The sequence below is a fragment of the Aliihoeflea sp. PC F10.4 genome, assembly GCF_054612275.1.
Map to the genome: position 1 here is coordinate 2,652,265 of NZ_JBTSWH010000001.1, position 23,203 is coordinate 2,675,467.

The window sequence follows — 23,203 nt, forward strand, 5'->3', positions numbered from 1 at the left end:
CCGCGCCCCTGAAATCCAAGGGAAAATTCCACCCAGAAGCCTGAGAGATGAGCCGGTGGGCATCTATCTCCCGATCGCAGAACTGTCCGTAAACATGCTGGTCATTCTCGGCATGGGATGGGCGGTCGGATTCCTTTCCGGCATGTTCGGCGTGGGCGGCGGATTCCTGATCACGCCGCTTCTGATCTTCTACAACATCCCGCCCGCGATCGCGGTCGCCACCGGCGCCAATCAGGTCGTGGCCTCGTCCGTCTCGGGCGTTCTGGCGCATGTGAAGAAAGGTACGCTCGACTTCAAGCTCGGCACGGTTCTTCTGACGGGCGGCATTTTCGGGTCGACGATCGGCGTCTTCGTGTTCGCGCTTTTGCGAAATGTCGGCCAGCTCGATCTCGTCGTGTCGCTCCTTTATGTCGGCCTGCTCGGTACGGTCGGCGGACTGATGCTGATGGAGAGCGTGCGCGCCTGGCGCCGTTCGGCCGGCGGACATGCGCCTACCCTGCGCAAACCCGGGCAACACAACTGGATTCACCGCCTTCCATGGAAGATGCGCTTCCGTACGTCGAAGCTCTTCGTTTCCGTCATTCCGGTCGTCGGGCTTGGCGCGGGCATCGGCTTTCTCGCCTCGATCATGGGTGTCGGCGGCGGCTTCATCATGGTTCCCGCGCTGATCTACCTTTTGAAGGTGCCGACCAACGTCGTCATCGGAACTTCGCTTTTCCAGATCATCTTCGTCGCCGCCTACACGACCATCGTCCATGCCGCCACGAACCAGACGGTAGATATCGTGCTGGCCTTTCTTTTGATGGTCGGCGGCGTCGCCGGCGCGCAATACGGCGCTAGGGCAGGACAAAAGCTGCGCGGCGAACAATTGCGCGCATTGCTCGCACTCATGGTTCTGATGGTAGCTGGCCGCCTCGCCGTCGACCTCTTCGTACCGCCCATCAGCCCCTATTCGCTGGCGACGACGGGAGGGCTTTGAGATGAAGCGCTTCCTGCCGATGTTGCTGTTCGTGTTCTGGGTGACGGGGGCACACGCACAGGATGCCAACGCGCCGGAATCGTTCCAGATCGGCCTTTCGACGAACCGCGTGGCGATTTCGTCCGATTTTTCGGGAGCGGATCTCACGATTTTCGGCGCGCTCGACAACGCCGATCAGGCGCTTGCCAGACAGGGCCGCTACGACATCGTGGTGGTGCTCGAAGGCCCGGCCCGGCCGATCACGGTGCGCAAGAAGACGCGCGTGCTCGGCGTGTGGGTGAACACCCAGTCCCAAAGCTTCGCCAGCGTGCCGATTTCCTATGCCGTGGCGACGACACGACCGATGCAGGACATCACCCAGCCGGTCATGTATCAGCGGCTGGCGCTCGGTTCTGAAAATATCTTCATGCGGGCTGTCGAAGACGAAGAGCAGCGCAACCCCGAAAGGGTCGCCGAGTTCACCGCTGCCCTGCGCCAGCAAAAACGCGCCACCGGGCTTTACAATGAGCGGATCGGCGGCGTGCAGTTCCTTTCCCCGAGCCTTTTTCGCGCAACGCTCACGCTTGCCCCGAACGTGCCCGTGGGAACGCATCGCGCGCGCGCCTTCCTGTTTCGCAACGGCGTCTTCGTCAAGGAAACGTCGGCACAGTTGACGATCGTCAAGGCGGGTCTCGAAGAGCGCATCTATCGCACCGCACAGGACAACGGGCTCGTCTTTGGTCTGCTTGCCGTTCTTCTGGCCGTCGTCACTGGTTGGCTTGGCCGCCTCATCTTCAAGCGCGATTGACGCTGCGTCGGCTTATTTGAGTTTGAATCGACCCGACCGCGCTGTAGTTTCCTTTCATCACAAGGAGGAGACACGCATGACGACATCCCAACACCGAGCAGCCATGCTGAAAAGCGCCACGATCGGGCTTCTTGCGGCCTGTCTTCTGCCCGTTTCGGCAATGGCGCAGACCGATTATCCGACGCGCCCCGTCACCGTCATGGTGCCGTTCCCGGCCGGTGGAACGACCGACATTCTCGGCCGTATCATCTCGGCCGCGCTCGGCGAAAGGCTCGGCCAGAACGTCATCGTCGAAAATCGCGGCGGCGCGGGCGGCAATATCGGGACGGGTGCGGTCGCGCAGGGCGAGGCGGATGGTTATACGCTCGTGATGGGCACCGTCGGAACCCACGCGATCAATGCGAGCCTCTATCCCGACATGCCGTTCGACCATATCGCGGATTTCAAACCGCTGTCGCGCGTCGCGACCGTGCCGAACCTTCTCGTCGCCAACCCGAACGAGACCTACGAGACCGTTCAGGACGTCATCGACTACGCGCGCGAGAACCCCGGCGACATCTTTTACGCCTCGTCCGGCAACGGCACGTCGATCCATCTGTCGGCCGAGCTGTTCAAGGTGCAGGCCGATGTCGACATGACGCATATCCCCTACCCCGGTAGCGGGCCGGCGGTCGTCGCTTTGATGGGCAACGAGGTCGCGATCATGTTCGACAATCTGCCGTCGAGTATCGAACAGGTCCGCTCAGGCGCGCTGCGTCCGATCGCCGTGACCTCCGCAGAGCGCTCCGAAGCGCTGCCGGATGTTCCCACGATCGCCGAATCCGGCCTGCCGGACTACGAAGCGACATCGTGGTTCGGGCTTTTCGCGCCAGCCGGCACGCCCGACGAGATCGTGGAAAAGCTCAACGCGACGATCGTGGAAGCGCTCGCCGACCCGAAGGTTCAGGAGCAGCTTGCCCAGCAGGGCGCGACACCGCACCCCGAAACGCCCGACGAGTTCGCTGCTTTCATCGAAACCGAGACGGCCAAATGGGCGGAAGTCGTCGAGGTTTCCGGCGCGACGATCGACTGAAGATCACGGGCGGATCGCAAGGTCCGCCCGCCTTATGCTCAATCCGCGTGCAGCAGGCGGCGGGTCATCGGATAGAGCCGGCCGTCGCCCATCATGTAGGCGATAAGATTGTCCGGGCAGAACATGCCGGAGAAAGCCCGGTCGAGCACATTGAGCGCGCCTGTGTAGGCTCCGAAGGCCGGCATGATCAGCCTTGCCCCGTCGCTGGCGAAGCAACGGCGGCGAACCGAGCGGCCGCGCTGAACGATGCGCGCGCCTGGGTGAAGATGACCGGCAACCTCGCCCGCCTGTCGCCCGCGCGACGGCTCGTGCCGAAAGACGAGCGGCCCGATGGCAAGTTCGGCTACCGTCGCACCGGGCAGGTCGGCCGGTTTTTCGGGATCGTGGTTGCCTGCGACCCAAATCCAGTCGCGCCCGCGCATCAGGTCGAGAAGCCGGTCGCGATAGATGGCCGGCATGCGTGCCGCGCCGCCGACATCGTCGAAACTGTCGCCGAGCGAAACGACGATGCGCGGCTCGTAATCGGCGATGACGCCGCCGAGTTTTTCCAACGTCGCGCCGGTGTCGTAAGGCGGCAGCAGATAACCGCGACGCGCCTGACGCGAACCTTTTTCCAGATGCAGATCGGAGACGGCCAGAAGCTGCGCTTCGGGAAGGTAGATCGCGCCGCGCACGTCACAGACCATGCGTTCGCCAGCGACCGCGCTCTCGCTGGTCGCCGCAAAGCGGCTCGTCTGACGTTTGGCAGTCACGGTCATTTCGTTCCCATCGCCTCTTCGATCAGGCTTTCGGCGGCTTCGCCCAGAAGCACGTCGTCGGCTTCGCCGGGCACGCGCTCCCTGCCGATTTCCATCATGACCGGCACGGCGAGCGGCGAAATCCGTTCCAGTCTCTTATGCACGATTCGGCCCCTGATACGCGAGAGCATCTCCGCGAGCCTGCTGACATCGAGCAGGCCGGAAGCCGCGTCGGCACGCGTTGCCTGAAGCAGAATGTGGTCAGGATCATGGCTGCGTAGTACGTCGTAGATAAGGTCTGCCGACACGGTGACCTGTCGCCCGGTCTTTTCCTTGCCGGGATGACGGCGCTCGATCAGGCCAGCGATGACCGCGCAATTTCGGAAGGTGCGCTTCAAGAGCCAGCTTTCGTTCAGCCAGGCGTCGAGATCGTCGCCCAGCATGTCCTCGTCGAACAACTCGGCAAAGGTCAGTTCGCCGCTTTCGTGCATTTCGCCCGGATCGCGCAGGCTCCAGATGGCAATCGAGTAATCCGTCGCGACGAAGCCGAGCGGGCGCGCGCCGCCACGTTCCATGCGCCGTGTCAGCAGCATGCCGAGCGTCTGGTGCGCGAGCCGACCGGCGAAGGGATAGGCCACGAGATAAAAGCGTTTGCCGCGCGGAAAGGTCTCGATCAGCATATCGTCGCGGCTGGGAAGCACCGATTTCAGCTTTTGCAGCGTCAGCCATTCGGCGACCTGGGAGGGGAGGCTTTTCCAGCGCTTCGGGTCGGCCAGCATGGCGCGTACCTCTCGCGCGAGATACGTCGAAAGCGGGAATTTCGAGCCGCCATAGGCCGGCACGAACGCATCGGCCCCCGGCGCATGGGAAACATAGGCCTCGTTCTCGCGAATGCCCTCGAAGCGCACGACCATGCCGGCGAAGATGAAAGTGTCGCCCTGTTTCAGCGTCTCGACGAAATATTCCTCCACCTTGCCGAGCGACCCGCCACCTGACAGCCGCCCCGATCCGCGTTTGCCGACGATGCGCAGATTGATCATCGGTGCTTCAACGATGGTGCCGACATTCAGCCGATATTGCTGCGCGATGGACGGATGCGAGACGCGCCAGCGCCCGTCCTTCGTCTGGCGGATGCGAGCGAAGCGCTCATAGGTGCGTAGCGCGTAGCCGCCTGTTGCGACGAAATCGAGCACACGGTCGAAGGTTTCGCGCGGCAGGCCCGCATAGGGCGACGCCGTCACGATCTCGGAATAAAGCTCGTCGGCGTCGAACGGCTCGGCACAGGCCATGCCCATGACATGCTGGGCGAGAACGTCGAGCCCGCCCGTGCCGACCGGCGGCGTATCCTGCGCACCCAGATAATTCGCCTCCAGCGCCGCCCGGCATTCGAGCACCTCGAAACGGTTTGCCGGCACGAGGATCGCACGGCTCGGCTCATCCATGCGGTGATTGGAACGTCCGATGCGCTGGGCGAGCCTGCTTGCGCCCTTGGGCGCGCCGACATGGACGACGAGATCGACGTCACCCCAGTCGATGCCGAGATCGAGCGTGGAGGTGGCGACGATGGCGCGCAGGCTGTTGGTCTCCATCGCCTTTTCCACGCGCCGGCGCTGGCCGACATCGAGCGAACCGTGATGAAGCGCGATCGGGAGATTGTGTTCGTTCGCGTGCCAGAGTTCCTGAAACAGCCGCTCGGCCTGGCTGCGCGTGTTGACGAAGAGCAGCGTCGTTTTGTGGTCGATGATCGACTGGTAGATTTCCGGCACCGAGTAGGCAGCCGAATGCCCGGCCCACGGTACACGCTCGACCGAGTCCAAAATGGTGATGTCCGGTTTCGCGCCGCCTTCCACAGTGATGATGTCGGCCATCGCGCCGGGCGGTTCCTGCGCAACCAGCCAGCGGCGCAGTTCCTCCGGCTCGGCGACGGTCGCCGACAGACCGACCGTGCGCAGCTCCGGCACGTAGCGGCGCAGTCTTGCCAGCGCGAGCGAGAGAAGCTGACCGCGCTTCGACGTGACGAGCGAATGAAGTTCGTCGAAGACGACGTATCGCAGATCGGCGAAGAAGCGTTCGGCATCCTTCGATGCCAGAAGCAGCGACAATTGTTCGGGCGTTGTCAGCAAAATGTCGGGCGGTGCCTGTCGCTGGCGCTGGCGTTTGAACGACGGCGTGTCGCCCGTGCGCGTCTCGATGGCAACCGGCAGATCCATCTCGGTGACGGGCTTGGTCAGGTTGCGCTCGATATCGACCGCCAGTGCCTTCAGCGGCGAAATATAGAGCGTGTGGACGCCCTGCCGTGCCGCGCCGGGCGTCTTTCTACCGCGCCGCGCCAGATCGACCAGCGAAGGCATGAAGCCGGCGAGCGTCTTGCCTGCGCCCGTCGGCGCGATAAGCAGAACGGACTTGCCCGCCTCGGCGCGCGCCAAAAGGTCGAGCTGGTGCGCGCGCGGCTGCCAGCCACGCATGGCGAACCAGCGCGAAAAGGCGTCGGGCAGCGCGGTCGCGCCGGAAAGCGAGCGGTCGTCATGCGGCTTGTTCACGATCAAGATGTAGCGCCGGTCACACCGCTGTCCAAGCGCCGCCTCCTTTCCGCGGCGGGGAAAATTCCTATCTGATGGAGTGAATGGACCCACATCGTCTTCTTGTGCCCCGCCCGGAAGGGCTTTATTGCCCGCCCGGCGATTTCTTCATCGATCCCGTGCGCCCGGTTGCGCATGCGATGATCACGCACGGCCATTCGGACCACGCGCGGTCCGGCCACGCGCATGTGCTCGCCACGCGCCAGACGCTCGACGTCATGGCGCTGCGCTACGGTGCGGATTTCGCCGGGTCCAGCCAGCCGGTCGACTTCGGCGAGACGCTCGACGTCAACGGCGTGAAGGTCTCGTTTCATCCGGCCGGGCACGTTCTCGGCTCGGCACAGATCGCAGTGGAAAAGGACGGGCTGCGGATCGTCGCATCGGGCGACTACAAGCGCCGCCCGGATTCGACGGCGCAGACATTCGAGCCGGTGGAGTGCGATGTCTTCATCACCGAAGCGACTTTCGCGCTTCCCGTTTTTCGCCACCCGGACGACAAGGCCGAAATCGCGCGGCTTTTGAAATCCGTGTCGCAATTTCCCGAACGCGCGCATCTCGTCGGCGCGTACGCGCTCGGCAAGGCGCAGCGCGTCATCAAGCTGATCCGCGAAGCGGGCTACGACAAGCCGATCTACATTCACGGCGCGCTGCAGAAGCTGTGCGACTATTATCAAACCCAGGGCATCGACCTCGGCGACCTCCAGCCCGCAACGATCGAACGTGGCTCGAAGGCGCAATTCGCAGGCGCGATCGTCGTCGGCACGCCGTCCGCCTTCGCCGACCGCTGGGCGCGGCGTTTCCCCGATCCCGTCTCCTCTTTCGCATCGGGCTGGATGCGTATTCGCCAAAGGGTCAAGCAGCGCGGCGTCGAACTTCCGCTCATCATTTCCGACCATTCCGACTGGGACGAACTGATCGACACGATCCGCGAGGTGAAGGCCGGCGAAGTGTGGGTCACGCATGGCCGCGAGGAGGCGCTGGTGCGCTGGTGCGAGCTTCAGGGCATCAAGGCGCGTCCGCTTCATCTCGTCGGTTATGAAGACGAGGCGGAATAATCACCAGATGGATCGTTTCGCCGAACTTCTCGACCGTCTGCTTCTGACGCCCTCACGCAACACCAAGCTGAAGCTGATGCAGGATTATTTCCGCGAGGCGCCCGATCCCGACCGGGGGCTGGCACTTGCGGCGATCACCGGCAATCTCTCATTCAACGCGGTCAAGCCGGGCGTCCTGCGCGCACTGATGGCCGACCGCATGGACGAGACGCTGTTTTCCTATTCCTATGATTATGTCGGCGACCTTGCCGAGACCGTTTCGCTTGTCTGGGGCATCGACGCGGAAACCGAGACCATCCCCGGCGGCGTCTCGCTGGCCGAAGCGGTCGAGCGGCTGCACGCGGCAAGCCGCTCCGATGCGCCGAAGGTGCTGGCGTCCCTTCTCGACCGGATGGAGGCCGCCTCTCGATTCGCCACGCTCAAGCTCGTCACCGGCGGTTTGCGCGTCGGCGTTTCCGCCCGCCTCGCCAAGCAGGCGCTGGCCGACTATGGCGGTGTGCACGTCCATGAGGTCGAGGAGTTGTGGCACGGGCTGGAGCCGCCTTACGAAAACCTTTTTGCCTGGCTTGACGGCAAGGGCGAAAAGCCCGTCCACGCGGCGCTCGCCATGTTCCGGCCGGTGATGCTCTCCAATGCCGTCGAGGACAGCGATCTGGCGCGGATCGAACCGGTCGATTACGCCGCCGAATGGAAATGGGACGGTATCCGCGTGCAGGCCGCTGCCGAGGACGGCGTGGCGCGGCTTTATTCGCGCACCGGAGATGACATTTCCGGCACGTTTCCCGATCTTCTCGAAGCGATGGATTTCAATGCGGCCATCGACGGCGAATTGCTCGTCGGCATACCGGGCGATCATACCGGCACGTTTTCCGACCTTCAGCAGCGCCTCAACCGCAAGGCGGTGACGCCGAAAATCCAGAAACAGTTTCCGGCGTTCGTGCGGTGTTACGACTTGCTACAGGAAGGCGAAGACGATCTGCGCCGCCTGCCGTTTTCGAAGCGCCGCAAACGGCTTGAAGCTTTCGTCGCCACGCTCGATCCGGCGCGTTTCGACCTGTCGCCGCTGATCGACTTCGAGAATTGGGCGCAACTTGAAAAGATGCGCAGCGCCCCGCCGCATCCGGTCATCGAAGGCGTGATGTTGAAACGGCTCGATTCCGACTATGTACCCGGCCGCCCGAAAGGGCCGTGGTTCAAATGGAAACGCGACCCGCATACGGTCGACGCCGTCTTGATGTATGCCCAGCGCGGCCACGGAAAGCGGTCGAGCTTTTATTCGGACTATACGTTCGGCGTGTGGACCGGGCCGCAGGGCCAGCCCGAACTTGTGCCGGTCGGCAAGGCCTATTTCGGCTTCACCGACGAGGAACTGAAGCTGCTCGACAAATATATCCGCGACAATACGATCGACCGCTTCGGCCCGGTGCGTTCCGTGCGCGCGGAACCGGACCATGGGCTTGTCATCGAGGTCGCTTTCGAAGGGTTGGCACGCTCGACACGGCATAAATCGGGCGTCGCCATGCGCTTTCCGCGTGTCTCTCGGCTTCGATGGGACAAGCCGGCGCACGAGGCCGACCGGCTCGAAACGCTTTACGCGATGCTGGACGCGTAGCGATACGCAGTGCCGGACACGTAGCGATACGTGGTGCTGGATGCCTGACTATTCGGCCGGACGCATGCGGATCGCGAACACGTCGATGCCGCGCCCTTCGCCCGTCACGTCTGTCGTGATCGAGATCGAGCCGCCACGGCCCGGTGCCGTATTAGGCAGCGCGACTTCGAACAGATAATTCTCCTGCGCCGCGCCGATGTCGTAGCGTGTGCGACCGCAACTCCCCATTTCGGCGAAATCGCACTCAACGGAAATCTGCGTGGCTTCGCCGTCGATGCCATGGGCGAGAATGGCGAAGACAACGCGTTGCCCGGCAAAGCGCTGCAGGAGGTCCTGCCCGACTGCGAAAGAGATCGGCGCGCCTGAGGAGCCCGAGCGTATCTGCATATAGTCGCCGGATTCGCCCTCGACCGCTTCGGCCGATGCGCCCTCGGCAGGCGAGACGAGCCGGAGATCCTCGGGCTGGTAGACGCCCGTCCAGCCGGCATCCGGGTCGACGCCATCTGCGGACAGAGGCGGCGGCCCGCTGCGGCCACGGCTTTCGTTGATGGCCGCCTCTATCTCGCGCATGTCGCTGCCGATCAGATGCCCGAAATTCGAGAACGCCCACAGCGCGCCGCCGACGAGAACGACAAGAATGACCAGACCGGTCACAAGCGAGAGAATGCGGCCGCCGCCGCGACGTTTTTTTCGTGCGGGCTGCGCAGTGTCGAGCTTGGCGGCGCGCCGGCCGCCAACTCTCGGCGGCTCGTCGAACGAATCGATCATCGGCGCGTCTATCGGCTCGCGACGTTCGGCGCGCAGGTCCGGCGCAACATGATCGGGCGCGAATACAGGCTCCGCACCGGCCCGCTCCGCACGAACCGGCTCGACCATCACGGGCTCGGGTGGCAAAGCCGGCAGATGTTCGGTTTCGATGGAGGTGACGGTCGCCTGCAGCGCCTTGCGGCGCTTGATCGCGTTTTCCACCGTCAGTTCGGGCCGTTCCTTCAGCGATCGGTCGAGCGCGGCAAAGGCCGAGCGATAGACTTTCTCGCGGAACTCCCGGTCGTCCGAATTTCCCTTGGCGAGGGCTCGTCTTATGGCTTGCTCGATCCCGTCCAAGCGGCACCCCGTTCGATTCTTAACCGATCATTCACCATGACCGTTGCGCCATCCTTAACGTCGCGATCCACACTGTTCAATGCACGACATGCTCTCCGGAGCGCTTTGCCCAACTTGCTCCCGCGTCGCGTCTGGTAGTAATGACGTTTACGCAAACGTCAAACTCGCGGAGGACCGAATGGCGCTGCCCGATATCCTGAAGACCAATCTTCGCCTTCCCGTCGTCGCCGCGCCGCTGTTCATCATCTCCCACCCCCCGCTTGTGCTGGCGCAGTGCAAGGCAGGCGTCGTCGGCTCCTTCCCCGCGCTCAACGCGCGCCCCGCCTCGCAGCTCGACGAATGGCTGGCTCAGATCACCGAGGAACTGGCGGCACACGATGCGGCGAACCCGAACGCCAAGGCAGCGCCCTTCGCCGTCAACCAGATCGTCCACAAGTCGAATGTGCGGCTGGAGGAAGACCTCGCGCTTTGCGTCAAATACAAGGTGCCGATCGTCATCTCGTCGCTCGGTGCGGTGGAAGAGGTCAATCAGGCCGTTCATTCCTATGGCGGCATCGTCCTGCACGACATCATCCACGACCGTCATGCGAAAAACGCGATCCGGCGCGGCGCGGACGGGCTGATTGCGGTTGCAGCCGGTGCAGGCGGGCATGCCGGCACGCTCTCGCCCTTCGCGCTGATTCAAGAAATCCGGCAGTGGTTCGACGGGCCGCTCCTGCTTTCCGGCGCGATCGCCAATGGCGGCGCCGTTCTGGCAGCGCAGGCAATGGGCGCGGACATGGCCTATATCGGCTCGCCCTTCATCGCCACGCGCGAGGCGCGCGCCTCGGACGGCTACAAGCAGATGATCGTCGATTCGAAGGCCGCCGACATCGTCTATTCGAACCTTTTCACCGGTGTTCACGGCAATTACCTCAAGGGCTCCATCGTCGCGCAGGGCATGGACCCCGACAATCTGCCGGTCTCCGACCCCTCCAAGATGGATTTCGGCAGCGCCAAGGCGTGGAAGGAAATCTGGGGCTGCGGACAGGGCATCGGCGCGGTGGACGAAGTCGTCGGCGCGGGCGAACTCGTTGACCGGCTGGCGCGCGAATACGAGGCAGTCCGTCAAAAGCTCGCGGCGTGAGTTCAACCAATCTCGTTCGGCGGCCCGGCGACGCGCTGACGGCGGTACTCTGCATGATAGCCGCCTGCGCACTCGTTGCGGGCACGACGCTTATGGCCAAGATATTGGGACCGGCAGGCGGCAGCGAAACGCCGTTGCATCCGTTCCAGATTTCCGCCGGACGCTTCCTGTTCGCCGCACTGGCTCTCACGCCATTCCTGCTTGTCTACAGGCCCTCACTGGCCGGCGCGCGCTGGCCGAACCACATTTTGCGGGTGTTGTTCGGCTGGGCCACGGTCAGTTCGCTTTTTGCAGCCGCCGGCCTGATGCGGCTTGCCGACGCCAACGCGATCTCCTTCCTCAATCCGGTCGTGGCGATGATCCTGGCGATCCCGCTTCTGGGCGAACGCGTCGGACCCTGGCGCTGGGCAGCAGCCGGCATTGCCTTTCTGGGCGTTCTGGCCATCGTCCAGCCGGGCTCAAGCGCGTTTCAGCCGGCGGCGATGATCGCACTGCTCGCCGCCCTGTTCGGCGGGGCCGAGGCGATCCTCATCAAGAAACTCGCCGACACCGAACCGCCGCTGCGCATTCTCGCGATCAACAATTACATCGGCGCGGCGCTGGCCCTGTCGGTTGCCAGCTTCGTCTGGATATGGCCGACGCCGCAGCAATGGCTTTTGATGGCCGTGCTCGGCGCGACGATGATCTGCGTGCAGGCGCTGTTCATCCAGGCGTTGCGGCGCGGTGATGCCAGCTTCGTGATGCCGTTCTTCTACCTGTCGCTGATCTTCGCCGCGCTTTACGATTATCTCGTGTTCGCACAGGTTCCCAACGTGGCAAGCTGGCTCGGCGCGAGCCTTATCATCGTCGGCGCGCTGACTATCGCCTGGCGCGAGCGCATCAACCGAAGGACGGTCGTTCCGCGTCAGTGATCCCCGGCGCAAAGGTCGTGATCTGCCAGCGAGCGCAGAACATCGCATTCGCCAACGGTATGCCCTTCACAATTTCGGGTCATCCGCTCCAGTTCGCGCTCCAGCCTTTTAAGACGCGCAATCCGCTCGCGCACCGATGCAAGCTGCTCGGCGGCGATCTCGTCGGCGGCGTGGCATGTGCGATCGGGATGGCTCGACAGGTCGATCAGGTCGCGGATTGCCTCCAGCGAAAACCCGAGGTCGCGCGCATGCCGGATGAAGGCCAGACGATCGAGCTCGTCGCGCCCGAAGCGGCGCTGGTTGCCTTCGCTGCGTTCGGCCGGCGCGATGAGGCCGACATCTTCGTAGTACCGAATCGTCGGCACCTTGACGCCAGTTCGCCGCGAAAGATCGCCGATCGAAAACATCGAAAAAAACCTCTTGAACCTCTAGTGACTGGAGAGATTATGTAATGGTCCTCGATCAATCAAGGGGACGGGAAAATGAGTGCCTCCTGCGGCCATACCCAAGTGTTCGACGGCATGTCGGACAGCTACAAGCGGCGTCTGTGGGCCGTCATGTTCATCAACGCAGCGATGTTCGTGGTCGAAATGACCGCCGGAACGATGGCCGAATCGCAGGCGCTCAAGGCCGACGCGCTCGACTTCTTCGCCGACGCCATGACCTACGGCATCTCACTCGCGGTAATCGGCGCATCGTTGCGCGTCAGGGCCACCGCAGCCTTCGCCAAGGGTATCAGCCTCATCGTCATCGGACTTTGGGTGTTCGGCTCAACGGTCTACCGCGTCATGGTCCAGGGTGTGCCGGATGCCGGGGTGATGGGCGTCATCGGCTTCATGGCGCTCGCCGCCAATCTCCTCTCCGTCGTCATTCTGATGGCCTACAAGGACGGCGACGCCAATGTGCGCTCCGTATGGCTTTGCTCGCGCAATGACGCGATCGGAAATGTCGCCGTCATGATCGCCGCGCTCGGTGTCTGGGGCAGCGCAACCGCGTGGCCGGATCTTGTCGTCGCCGGCATCATGGCGAGCCTGTTCCTCTATTCGGCCTGGCAAATTCTGACCCAGGCATGGGCCGAATGGAAATCGGGCGGCGCGCAACCGCATGACCATGCGCACGAGCACGAGCATTCACACGATCACGTACATTGACTGGCTTGGGGCGGCCTCGAGCCGCCCTCGCCGTTAGTGTGAAGCTGCCTTCGCGACCGCGCGCTTCGCCATCACCGCCACCAGATTGGCGCGATATTCGGCCGAAGCGTGGATGTCCGACATCAGATCGTCCGGCGAGACGGTCACGCCTTCGAGCGCTTTTTCGGAGAAGTCGGCGGACAGCTTTTCCTCCATCTCCGTCACCCGATAAACGCCGTTGTCGCCCGCGCCCGTGACGGCGACACGTACCCCGCCCGGACCCTTGGCAACGAAGACACCCGTCATGGCATAGCGCGAGGCAGGATTGCGGAACTTCTCGTAGCCGCATTGGTCCGGCGCGGTAAAGCGAACGGCCGTAACGATCTCGCCTTCTTCCAGAGCCGTTTCGAACAGGCCGGTGAAGAATTCATCGGCCTTCATCTCTCGCGAAGTCGTCACGATGGTCGCATCGAGTGCGAGCAGCGCGGCCGGGTAATCCTGCGCGGGATCGTTATTGGCCACGCAGCCGCCCATCGTGCCGAGATGGCGCACCAGCGGATCGCCGATGTGGTTCGCCATGTAATGCAGCGAGTGGCAGGCTTTTGCGAGTTCCTCCGATTCCGCGAGTTCGGCGTGGGTCGTCAGCGCGCCGATCTCGATGTCCCTGCCCGAAATCCTGATGCCATTCATGCCGTCGATATGACGAAGGTCGATCAGGTCGGACGGGGCCGAAAGCCGGGTCTTCATGGCCGGAATCAGCGTCATGCCGCCTGCAACGAACTTCGGGTCATCGCCGCCTGCATGAAATTTCGCGGCGTCGTCGAGCGACGAGGCGCGGTGATATTGGGTCTGGTACATCCTATGTTTCCTTTCGCTCACAGGCCGGTCGCGCGCAAGCGCGCTGGCCCTCCGCGGGGGCGGGCAATAGTGCCCGGCGGGCGTTTGCCCTTGCCTCGCTACGCTCGGATGACGAGCTTCCCCGCATATGCTTCAATGCCTCGTTGCACTTTTCAACGCCGCCCACACCTTTTGCGGCGTGGCCGGCATGGTCAGTTCATTGGTTCCGATCGCGTCCGTGATCGCATTGATGACGGCCGGCGGCGAGCCGATCGCGCCTGCCTCGCCGCACCCTTTTATGCCGAGCGGATTGCCCGGACATGGTGTCGTCTGCGTCGAGACGCGGAATGACGGCAGATCGTCGGCGCGCGGCATCGTGTAATCCATGAAGCTCGCCGTGATGAGCTGGCCTGTCGTTTCGTCGTAGCGGGTGCCTTCGAGCAGCGCCTGGCCGATACCCTGCGCCACGCCGCCATGCACCTGGCCCTCGACGATCATCGGATTGATGATGTTGCCGAAATCGTCGGCGGCGACGAACTGCACGATCTCGGTCTTGCCCGTATCGGGATCGATTTCGACCTCGCAGATGTAGCAGCCCGCCGGGAAGGTGAAGTTGGTCGGATCGTAGAACGCCGTCTCCTTCAGGCCCGGCTCCATGCCTTGCGGCAGATTGTGCGCTGTATAGGCCGCCAGCGACAACTGGAACCACGGCACCGTCTTGTCGGTGCCCGCGACCTTCAATTCACCATTCTCGATGACGATGTCGCCCTCGTCGGCCTCCATCATATGCGCGGCGATCTTCTTCGCCTTGGCTTCCACCTTGTCGAGCGCCTTGGCGATGGCCGACATGCCGACCGCGCCGGAGCGCGAGCCGTAGGTGCCCATGCCCATCTGCACCTTGTCCGTGTCGCCGTGGACGATGTTGATCGTATCGAGACCCACGCCGAGCCGCTGCGAAACGAGTTGCGCGAATGTGGTTTCGTGACCCTGCCCATGGCTGTGCGAGCCGGTCAAAACCTCTATCGTACCGACTGCGTTGACGCGCACCTCGGCCGATTCCCACAGGCCGACGCCCGCGCCGAGCGAGCCGACGGCGGCAGACGGCGCAATGCCGCATGCCTCGATGTAGCAGCTCATTCCGATGCCGCGCAGCCTACCCTTCGCCTTCGCGTCCGTGCGCCGCTTTTCGAAGCCGGCATAGTCTGCCTCCTTCAAGGCGGCGTCGAGCGAGGCCGCGAAATCGCCCGTGTCGTAATTCATGATCACGGGCGTCTGGTGCGGGAACGATTTAATGAAATTCTTGCGCCGAAGTTCCGCCGGCGAAACGCCAAGCTGGCGCGCAGCTGTTTCCATCGTGCGTTCCAGCACATAGGTCGCCTCGGGGCGCCCTGCCCCGCGATAGGCGTCGACCGGCGCGGTGTTTGTATAAACCGCACGCACATTCCCGTAGATTGCGGGTATGTCGTACTGCCCCGACAAAAGCGTGGCGTAGAGATAGGTCGGCGTAGCGGATGAAAAGAGCGACATATACGCGCCGAGATTGGCGATGGTGTCGACCTTAAGCCCGACGATCCGGTGATCGCCGTCGAAGCCCATTTTCACCTTGGTGTGGTGGTCACGGCCATGCGCGTCGGTCAGGAAACTTTCGGTGCGGTCGGCTACCCATTTGACGGGCACGCCTGTCTTCTTCGACGCCCAAAGGCAGACGATTTCCTCGGGGTAGATGTAGATCTTGGACCCGAAGCCGCCGCCGACATCGGGCGCGATGACGCGCAGCTTGTTTTCCGGCGCGACATTGTAGAACGCGCTCATCACCAGCCGCGCCACATGCGGGTTCTGCGACGTCGTCCAGCAGGTGTAATGATCCTCGGCCTTGTCGTACTGGCCGAGCGCGGCGCGCGGCTCCATCGCGTTCGGCACCAGGCGGTTGTTGACGATGTCGAGTTCGACGATGTGCGCCGCGCCAGCCAGCGCCTTGTCGGTGGCATCCTCGTCGCCCAGCCCCCAGTCGAAAATCAGATTTCCTTCGGCCTCCGGGTGAAGCTGCGGCGCGCCGGCTTCCAGCGCCTGCGGCGCGTCGATCACCGCATCGAGTTCGCCGTAGTCGACCTCGACAGCTTCGGCGGCGTCTCGCGCCTGCCCTTTCGTTTCCGCGACCACGATCGCAACCGCATCGCCGACATAGCGCACGCGGTCCACCGCCAACGGCGACCATGCGCCCATCTTCATGGGCGTGCCGTCTTTCGAATGGATCATCCAGCCGCAAATGAGATTGCCGATGCCATCGGCCTTGATCTGCTTGCCGACCAGAACGTCGATGACGCCGGGCATGGCCCTTGCCGCCTCGACGTCGATGCTCTTGATTTCGGCATGTGCGTATGGCGAGCGAACGAACGCGGCATGCTTCATGCCGGGCACGACCATGTCGTCGACATAGCGCCCCGCGCCGGTAATGAATCTTTTGTCTTCCTTGCGCGCCACGCGGGCGCCGATGCCTTCCATACCCATATGATTTCCTCCCGAAAATCAGGGCAGTAAGGGAGTAAGGCATTAAGGCAGTAGGTGAATCGGCTTCGGTACGTTTCCCTACTGCCTTAGTGCCCTACTGCCCTACTCCCGTTGTTCAAGCCGCTTTCGTTTCCACCTTGCCCGACATCGCTTCGGCGCCGGCCAGCACCGACTTGACGATGTTGTGGTAGCCAGTGCAGCGGCAGATATTGCCTTCGAGGTCGGTGCGGACGGTCTTCTCGTCCAGCCCCTCGGGATGGCGGCGCACCATATCCACCGCCGTCATGATCATGCCGGGCGTGCAAAAGCCGCATTGCAGCCCGTGATGCTCCTTGAAGGCGGCCTGCATCGGGTGAAGGTCCGCGCCGGGAGCCAACCCTTCGATCGTGGTGATTTGCGAGCCGGACGCCTGAACCGCCAGGATCGAGCACGATTTGATCGCCTTGCCGTCCATATGGACGACGCACGCGCCGCATTGTGACGTGTCGCAGCCGACATGCGTGCCGGTCAGTCCGAGATTTTCGCGCAGATACTGGACGAGCAGCGTTCGATCCTCCACGTTGCCCGCAACCTTGCGGCCATTCACGACCATTGAAACATCCGACATGCGTGCTCCTCCGATTGCTGTTGTCGAGCGACAATCAAGGAAACTCTAACGCAGCTTTCGAAAGAGTCCATGGCGCGCGCGAAACGCGCGGCCGTAGCGTCATCACATCGCCGACACCGTTTCTTGCCCAAGAGAAGACAATTCGCCGGAGTTTGCGTTCGAAAGGCGCTTGAATTTGAAACGCGATGAAGTTATCAAGCGCTCGCTTCCGGGCGTCGCCTTTTGACGACCCGATGGGCCGCTTTAGCTCAGTTGGTAGAGCACATCATTCGTAATGATGGGGTCAGGTGTTCGAGTCACCTAAGCGGCACCACTTTCACCCAAACTGCAAATACCCGACACGGCAAACGCGTTGCCTTTCGCAGTAATAATGGCCGCCGCTCATGATACATGAGAGTTTCGAGGCCATCGAACGGGTACGGAACGGGGAAGGCAGGCAATGACCACGACATTGAGCTACGACGAGTTGCAGACGCTTTTGCGCGATATCTTTCTCGCCAGCGGCTGCTCGGCGAAAGTGGCCGGCATCCTTTCCGAAAACTGCGCATCCGCGCAAAGAGACGGCAGCAAGAGCCACGGCGTCTTTCGCATGCGCGGCTATGTCAGTTCGCTTGCCAGCGGCTGGGTCGACGGCAAGGCCAAGCCCGTCGTGGAGCGGGTCGGTCCGGCATTCCTGCGTGTCGACGCGAAAAACGGCTTCGCGCAGGTGGCGCTGGCTGACGCGCGCGACGAGTTCAAACAGGCCGCACGCGAAGCCGGCATCGCAATTCTTGCGATCCGGAACTCGCATCACCTCGCCGCGCTCTATCCCGACATCGAACCCTTTGCAGAAGACGGCTTCGTCGCGCTGTCGGTCGTCAACTCGATGGCCGTCGTCGCGCCGCATGGTGCGAAAAAGCCTGTCTACGGCACCAATCCGATCGCCTTTGCCGCCCCGCGCGCTTCGGCTCCGCCTGTGTTGTTCGATCTTGCCACCTCCACCATGGCGCATGGCGATCTCAAGGTCGCCGCACGCGAGGGCCGGTCCGTACCGCTCGGCGTCGGCATCGATGCGGACGGTAATCCGACCACCGACCCGGAAGCGATCCTGTCTGGCGGCTCGCTGCTTACCTTCGGCGCACATAAAGGCTCGGCCATCGCCATGATGGTCGAACTTTTATGCGCCGCGCTGACCGGCGGGAAGTTTTCATACGAGGTCGACTGGAGCCAGCATCCGGGCGCGCAGACGCCCTGCACCGGCCAGACGATCATCCTCATCGACCCGGCCCGGGGCGCGGACGGCATCGCGCCATTTGCAGCGCGGGCGGACATGCTTCTCGATCTGGTGAAGGAGGCCGGCGATCCGCGCCTTCCGGGCGACAAGCGTCTGCTTCAGCGCGAACGGGCGAAAACCGAAGGCATTGCGATCGCGCAGGATGACCTGGATTTCCTGCTTTCCGCTTCAAAGACCGGCTGACACATAAAAAAGGGCGGCCCTAGAGCGCCCTTTGTTTTCGTCGTGAAGCGCAGATCAGCCGTAAGGCGACGAGCAGGCGCGGCGCGGACCGTTATAGGGCTGGAAGGTGTTGTCCGAAGCCCGGTACGAACGGTACTGGCCGTAGCACCAGTCTACATGCGCCTGCGAAAGACGCCCCGGACGCACGATCACGCGCTGCGGGGGCGCGGGCTGCGAAACGGCACCGCCGACGATCGCGCCAGCAATGAAGGCTGCAGCGGGGAACCAGTAGCCATTGTGCTGGCGATAGCCTGCCCGGCGGTCGCGATAGCCGCGATGGCCATTGTAATAGCTATAGCCGCGATCACGGTAGAAGCCGCGGCGTGCATCGCGGCGATCCAGTCGGCGCTCGATACGACGCTCCTGACGGTCCCAGCGGCGCTCCTGACGACGATCCCAGCGGTCGCCGCGATACTGGACGTCCACCACATTAGCGTTCGTCGTGCCCACATCGACGCTGCGCGCAAGGGCCGGTGCCGCGATCGAGGGCGCGCTCGTAGCCGCGATACCCGTCAACGCGATCGTCGACGCACAGATGATCGAAAGAAATCTCTTCATGGCTCAAACTCCTTTGTCTTCAAGACGCACCACCATCTTGTTGGTTCCCGCATGAACCAGACATGAACTGGAACATGAAAAATCCGTAATGTCCGATATGCTGGACATGGATCGTGACTGCTTCTCGTGTCTGCAGGTAGGCGAGAAGAATTGCATGAGCATTACGCGCTAGACTGCGCGATGACTTGTTACCGCAACGTCATTTACGCTCCCTGATCAAAGCGTTTTGGCCCGCTTCCCAATCCAGAACGCGTCTTTTATGGTACGCGCCAATCGTGGGCGGAAAAATCCGCCAACACGGGGACGCTCAAAACAATATATGGGAGCAACCATGCGTAAACTGATCCTGACGGCCAGCATTTTGGCTATCGCGGCAAGCGCCATGCCGGCATCTGCCGAAACCATCCGCTGGGCACGCGGCGCCGACGCGCTGACGCTCGACCCGCATTCGCAGAACGAGGGCACGACCCATACGTTCGCGCATCACATCTACGAGACGCTCGTCTGGCGCGACACCGAAGGCACGCTCATCCCGCGCCTTGCGACCGAATGGGCGCTCAAGGAAGGCGATGACACGACCTGGGTCTTCACGCTGCGTGAAGGCGTTACCTTCCATGACGGCGCCGAGTTCACCGCCGAAGACGTTGTCTTCTCGCTCGATCGCGCCCGTTCGGAGCGCTCCAACATGCGCCAGCTTCACGCCGACGTGGAGAGCGTGACGGCCGTCGACGACCTCACGGTCGAAGTGAAGATGGCCGGCCCGAGCCCGCTTTATCCCAACAACCTGACCAACACGTTCATGATGGACAAGACCTGGTCGGAAGCCAACGACGTCGTCGAGGTTCAGGATTATGCCGGCGGCGAAGACAATTACGCCGTGCGCAACACCAACGGTACCGGCCCCTACAAGCTCGTTTCGCGCGAAGTGGGCGTACGCTCGGTTCTCGAAGTGAACCCGGATCACTGGGGCGACGAGCCGGCCGTGACCGAAATCGTCTACACGCCGATCGCAGACCCCGCGACGCGCGTCGCGGCCCTTCTTTCGGGCGAAGTCGACTTCGTGCAGGACGTTCCGGTGCAGGATATCGGCCGCCTGTCGCAGACCGACGGCATCACGGTCACCAACGGACCAGAGAACCGCATCATCTATTTCGGCTACAAGGTGAGCGAAGAGCCGCTGACGAGCTCGGACATCACCGACGTCAACCCGATCTCCAATCCGCTGGTTCGTGAAGCCATGGCGCTTGCCGTCGATCGCGACGCGATCAAGGAAGTCGTCATGCGCGGCAACTCGTTGCCGGCCGGCGTCGCCATGCCGCCCTTCGTCAATGGCTGGACGGAAGAGCTCGACGCCTATCCGGCTCCGGATATCGAGCGCGCACGCGAACTGATGACCGAAGCCGGCTACGAGAACGGCTTCACCATCACGCTCGACACGCCGAACAACCGCTACGTCAACGACGAGGCGATCAGCCAGGCGGTTGTTGGCATGCTCGGCCAGATCGGCATTCGCGTCACGCTCGCCTCGCGTCCGGTCGCGCAGCACTCGCCGCTGATCACCGGCAACAACACCGAGTTCTACCTGCTCGGCTGGGGCGTTCCGACGTTCGATTCGGCGTATATCTTCAACGACCTGATCCACACGCAGGAAGGCGATTACGGCGCCTACAACCCGAGCGGCTACTCGAACCCGGAACTGGACGAGAAGATCGAGTCGCTCGGCACCCAGACCGATCTGGAAGCCCGTGACGCCACGATTGCGGAAATCTGGGCACAGGTACAGGAAGACCGCGTCCTCCTGCCGATCCACAATCAGCTTCTTTCCTATGCGACCCAGTCGAAATTCAACGTCGACGTGCATCCGGAAAACCAGCCGAACATGGCGAATGTGACGATCTCCGAGTAATCGGCGCAACATTGTTAAACGTGCAGCCCGCCGCGCAAGCAATTGCGCGGCGGATTGGCATTCCGGGCTTGATTATCGCACGAACGACAGTCTAAAGGGCGCCCTTTGCGGCTTCTTGGGGCTGGCGTGGTTCTTGCGTCAACTGTCCGAAGCGCCGCCAACATTCTTACCGACCATCGGAAGGCGTGCGTTCCAACCAAAGCGCGATGCCGAACCGTTCCGGAGAAAAACCCAATGACAGCATTTGTCATAAGGCGCCTGCTTCAATCCATCATCGTGATGCTTGCGGTTTCGCTCGTCGCGTTTCTCGTCTTTCGCTATGTCGGCGACCCGATCGAATCCATGGTCGGTCAGGACATGCGCCTTGCCGACCGCGAGGCGATGCGCGACAGGCTCGGGCTGAACGATCCCTTCTACATCCAGTTCGCGACCTTCATCGGCAACGCCGTGCAGGGCAATTTCGGCATCTCCTATCGCTTGCAGGAGCCAGTCACACGCCTCATCCTGGAACGCCTGCCCGCGACGATCGAACTGGCCTTCGCCTCCGCGTTGATCGCGCTCGTCTTCGGCGTTTTCTTCGGCGTCTATACCGCGCTCAAGCCCAAATCGCCGGTTTCGGCAACGGTGATGACGTTGTCGCTCGCCGGCGTCTCGCTGCCGACCTTCCTGATCGGTATCGGCCTGATCTACGTCTTCGCCGTCGAGCTTGGGTGGCTGCCTTCGTTCGGACGCGGGACGACCGTCATGGTCGGCGGCTGGCGAACCGGCCTTTTGACCGAATCCGGTTTGCGCTCGCTGATCCTGCCGGCCATCACGCTCTCGCTCTTCCAGTTGACGCTCATCATGCGCCTCGTACGCGCCGAGATGATGGAAGTGCTGCGGGCCGACTATATTCGCTTTGCCCGCGCGCGCGGGCTGACCGACCGGGCGATCAATTTCGGCCATGCGCTGAAGAACACGCTCGTTCCCGTCATCACGATCACGGGCCTTCAGCTCGGCTCCGTCATCGCGTTCGCGATCGTGACGGAAACGGTGTTCCAGTGGCCCGGCGTCGGCTCGCTCTTCATCCAGTCCGTGCAGGTCGTCGACGTGCCGGTGATGGCCGCCTACCTGATGTTCATCGCCTTCGTGTTCGTCGTCATCAACCTCATCGTCGACATTCTCTATTACACGGTCGACCCGCGCTTGCGCGTGGGCACCGGGAAACGGTGATCCCATGGCCAACACCCAACCAGATCTGAAGCTGGCGGCTGCCTCCGAAGGCGAAGTCGTCCTGCCGCCCAAGCCCCCCGGCCGCCTTTACCGGATGTGGGACAGCGACATCTTCTATTCCTATCGCCGTTCGCCGGTGACGATCATCGCCTCGATCGTCGTTCTGGTGATCGTCGGCGCGGCGCTGCTTGCGCCATGGATCGCGCCCTACAACCCGTTCAATCCGGCCTCGCTCAACCTGATGGACGGCTTCACCCCACCCTTCTCCGAATCGCGCATGGGCAATTACTACCTGCTCGGCACGGATAATCAGGGCCGCGACGTCTTCTCGACCATCCTCTACGGCTCGCGCGTTTCGCTGTTCGTCGGCTTTTCGGCGACCTTGTTCGCGATGGTCATTGGCATCTCGCTCGGTCTCGTCGCCGGCTATCAGGGCGGCACGGCGGACGCGGTCATCATGCGCGTTGCAGACGTTCAGCTCTCGTTTCCGGCGATCCTGATCGCGCTTTTGATCTTCGGCATCGCACGCGGCGTCATCCCGCCCTCGCAGCAGGAAGGCATGGCCGTCTACGTGCTGATCATCGCCATCGGCCTTGCCAACTGGGCGCAGTTCGCCCGTACGGTGCGCGGCGCTACGATGGTGGAGCGTCAGAAGGACTATGTCTCGGCCGCCCGCATCATGGGCGTCCATCCGATCGTGATCCTGGCTCGTCACGTCCTGCCGAACGTCACCGGCCCGGTGCTCGTCATCGCCACGATCGGCCTGGCGCTCGCCATCATCGAGGAGGCTACGCTGTCGTTCCTCGGCGTCGGCGTGCCGCCGACCCAGCCATCGCTGGGGACGCTGATCCGCATCGGCCAGCAATATCTCTTCTCCGGCGAATGGTGGATCCTTCTGTTCCCCTCCGTCACGCTCGTCCTGCTCGCGCTCTCGGTCAACCTTCTGGGCGACTGGCTGCGCGACGCGCTCAACCCAAGGCTGAGGTAA

The 23,203-nt window shown here is 62.9% G+C and carries 20 protein-coding genes and 1 tRNA gene; 13 read left to right on the plus strand and 8 right to left on the minus strand.

Annotated features, from left to right (window positions below; genetic code table 11):
* The first annotated feature begins 55 nt into the window (after positions 1–55).
* The 3 genes from ACX82Z_RS13380 (at position 56) to ACX82Z_RS13390 (ending at position 2,838) form a co-directional block, all read left to right on the plus strand.
* The gene (locus ACX82Z_RS13380) at positions 56–979 is read left to right on the plus strand and encodes a sulfite exporter TauE/SafE family protein (protein ID WP_459589490.1); all 924 of its coding nucleotides are present in this window, start codon (positions 56–58) and stop codon (positions 977–979) included.
* 1 nt (position 980) lies between these two features.
* Positions 981–1,766, plus strand: coding sequence for a TIGR02186 family protein (locus tag ACX82Z_RS13385; protein ID WP_459589492.1), 786 nt, complete (start codon positions 981–983; stop codon positions 1,764–1,766).
* Between the two features lie 76 nt (positions 1,767–1,842).
* A complete protein-coding gene (locus ACX82Z_RS13390; RefSeq protein ID WP_459589493.1) occupies positions 1,843–2,838 on the plus strand; it encodes a Bug family tripartite tricarboxylate transporter substrate binding protein in 996 nt (331 codons plus the stop codon).
* A 38-nt stretch (positions 2,839–2,876) separates the two neighbouring features.
* Here the strand turns inward: ACX82Z_RS13390 and pdeM are convergent, their stop codons facing one another.
* Together pdeM and ACX82Z_RS13400 are read right to left on the minus strand one after the other, a co-directional pair.
* Positions 2,877–3,596: a ligase-associated DNA damage response endonuclease PdeM gene (gene pdeM / locus ACX82Z_RS13395; RefSeq protein WP_459589494.1), complete on the minus strand. Its 720-nt coding sequence runs from the start codon at positions 3,594–3,596 to the stop codon at positions 2,877–2,879.
* On the minus strand, positions 3,593–6,040 hold the full coding sequence (locus ACX82Z_RS13400) for a ligase-associated DNA damage response DEXH box helicase (RefSeq protein ID WP_459911791.1): 2,448 nt from the start codon (positions 6,038–6,040) through the stop codon (positions 3,593–3,595). Before ACX82Z_RS13400 ends, pdeM begins: the two co-directional genes overlap by 4 nt.
* Before the next feature lie 158 nt (positions 6,041–6,198).
* On the opposite strand from ACX82Z_RS13400, the gene ACX82Z_RS13405 reads away from it, so the two are divergent.
* Positions 6,199–7,209, plus strand: a complete 1,011-nt coding sequence (locus ACX82Z_RS13405; RefSeq protein WP_459589496.1) for a ligase-associated DNA damage response exonuclease — start codon at positions 6,199–6,201, stop codon at positions 7,207–7,209.
* Between the two features lie 7 nt (positions 7,210–7,216).
* On the plus strand, positions 7,217–8,821 hold the full coding sequence (locus ACX82Z_RS13410) for a cisplatin damage response ATP-dependent DNA ligase (RefSeq protein ID WP_459589498.1): 1,605 nt from the start codon (positions 7,217–7,219) through the stop codon (positions 8,819–8,821).
* 48 nt (positions 8,822–8,869) lie between these two features.
* Here ACX82Z_RS13410 and ACX82Z_RS13415 read toward each other — a convergent pair whose 3' ends face one another.
* Positions 8,870–9,925 carry a hypothetical protein gene (locus tag ACX82Z_RS13415; RefSeq protein WP_459589499.1) on the minus strand — a complete coding sequence of 352 codons (1,056 nt, stop codon included), beginning with the start codon at positions 9,923–9,925 and terminating at the stop codon, positions 8,870–8,872.
* A gap of 178 nt (positions 9,926–10,103) precedes the next feature.
* Here ACX82Z_RS13415 and ACX82Z_RS13420 point away from each other — a divergent pair, with 178 nt between their 5' ends.
* Positions 10,104–11,051 (plus strand): NAD(P)H-dependent flavin oxidoreductase, encoded by a 948-nt coding sequence (locus ACX82Z_RS13420; RefSeq protein ID WP_459589500.1) that lies wholly within the window; start codon positions 10,104–10,106, stop codon positions 11,049–11,051.
* Complete coding sequence (locus ACX82Z_RS13425) at positions 11,048–11,962, plus strand: DMT family transporter (RefSeq protein WP_459589502.1); 915 nt, start codon at positions 11,048–11,050, stop codon at positions 11,960–11,962. The genes ACX82Z_RS13420 and ACX82Z_RS13425 overlap by 4 nt, the downstream gene beginning before the upstream one ends.
* On the opposite strand, the gene ACX82Z_RS13430 is transcribed toward ACX82Z_RS13425, so the two are convergent.
* Positions 11,956–12,369, minus strand: a complete 414-nt coding sequence (locus ACX82Z_RS13430) for a MerR family transcriptional regulator (protein WP_459589504.1) — start codon at positions 12,367–12,369, stop codon at positions 11,956–11,958. The two genes, ACX82Z_RS13425 and ACX82Z_RS13430, sit on opposite strands and share 7 nt — an antisense overlap.
* A gap of 75 nt (positions 12,370–12,444) precedes the next feature.
* Here ACX82Z_RS13430 and ACX82Z_RS13435 point away from each other — a divergent pair, with 75 nt between their 5' ends.
* Positions 12,445–13,113: a cation transporter gene (locus ACX82Z_RS13435; protein ID WP_459589505.1), complete on the plus strand. Its 669-nt coding sequence runs from the start codon at positions 12,445–12,447 to the stop codon at positions 13,111–13,113.
* 33 nt (positions 13,114–13,146) lie between these two features.
* Here ACX82Z_RS13435 and ACX82Z_RS13440 read toward each other — a convergent pair whose 3' ends face one another.
* The 3 genes from ACX82Z_RS13440 to ACX82Z_RS13450 form a co-directional block, all read right to left on the minus strand.
* Positions 13,147–13,950 carry an FAD binding domain-containing protein gene (locus tag ACX82Z_RS13440; protein WP_459589507.1) on the minus strand — a complete coding sequence of 268 codons (804 nt, stop codon included), beginning with the start codon at positions 13,948–13,950 and terminating at the stop codon, positions 13,147–13,149.
* 132 nt (positions 13,951–14,082) lie between these two features.
* The gene (locus ACX82Z_RS13445) at positions 14,083–16,437 is read right to left on the minus strand and encodes a xanthine dehydrogenase family protein molybdopterin-binding subunit (RefSeq protein WP_459589508.1); all 2,355 of its coding nucleotides are present in this window, start codon (positions 16,435–16,437) and stop codon (positions 14,083–14,085) included.
* A 115-nt stretch (positions 16,438–16,552) separates the two neighbouring features.
* Positions 16,553–17,044: a (2Fe-2S)-binding protein gene (locus tag ACX82Z_RS13450; RefSeq protein WP_459589510.1), complete on the minus strand. Its 492-nt coding sequence runs from the start codon at positions 17,042–17,044 to the stop codon at positions 16,553–16,555.
* Between the two features lie 237 nt (positions 17,045–17,281).
* Between ACX82Z_RS13450 and ACX82Z_RS13455 the strand changes: the two genes are divergently transcribed.
* A tRNA-Thr gene (locus ACX82Z_RS13455) sits at positions 17,282–17,357 on the plus strand.
* A 126-nt stretch (positions 17,358–17,483) separates the two neighbouring features.
* Positions 17,484–18,500 carry an Ldh family oxidoreductase gene (locus ACX82Z_RS13460; protein ID WP_459589511.1) on the plus strand — a complete coding sequence of 339 codons (1,017 nt, stop codon included), beginning with the start codon at positions 17,484–17,486 and terminating at the stop codon, positions 18,498–18,500.
* Between the two features lie 54 nt (positions 18,501–18,554).
* On the opposite strand, the gene ACX82Z_RS13465 is transcribed toward ACX82Z_RS13460, so the two are convergent.
* Positions 18,555–19,097 carry a BA14K family protein gene (locus ACX82Z_RS13465; protein WP_459589513.1) on the minus strand — a complete coding sequence of 181 codons (543 nt, stop codon included), beginning with the start codon at positions 19,095–19,097 and terminating at the stop codon, positions 18,555–18,557.
* A gap of 331 nt (positions 19,098–19,428) precedes the next feature.
* Between ACX82Z_RS13465 and ACX82Z_RS13470 the strand changes: the two genes are divergently transcribed.
* The 3 genes from ACX82Z_RS13470 (at position 19,429) to ACX82Z_RS13480 (ending at position 23,203) form a co-directional block, all read left to right on the plus strand.
* Complete coding sequence (locus tag ACX82Z_RS13470) at positions 19,429–21,003, plus strand: ABC transporter substrate-binding protein (protein WP_459589514.1); 1,575 nt, start codon at positions 19,429–19,431, stop codon at positions 21,001–21,003.
* Between the two features lie 234 nt (positions 21,004–21,237).
* Positions 21,238–22,215, plus strand: coding sequence for an ABC transporter permease (locus tag ACX82Z_RS13475; RefSeq protein WP_459589516.1), 978 nt, complete (start codon positions 21,238–21,240; stop codon positions 22,213–22,215).
* Positions 22,216–22,309: 94 nt separating this feature from the next.
* On the plus strand, positions 22,310–23,203 hold the full coding sequence (locus tag ACX82Z_RS13480; protein ID WP_459911793.1) for an ABC transporter permease: 894 nt from the start codon (positions 22,310–22,312) through the stop codon (positions 23,201–23,203).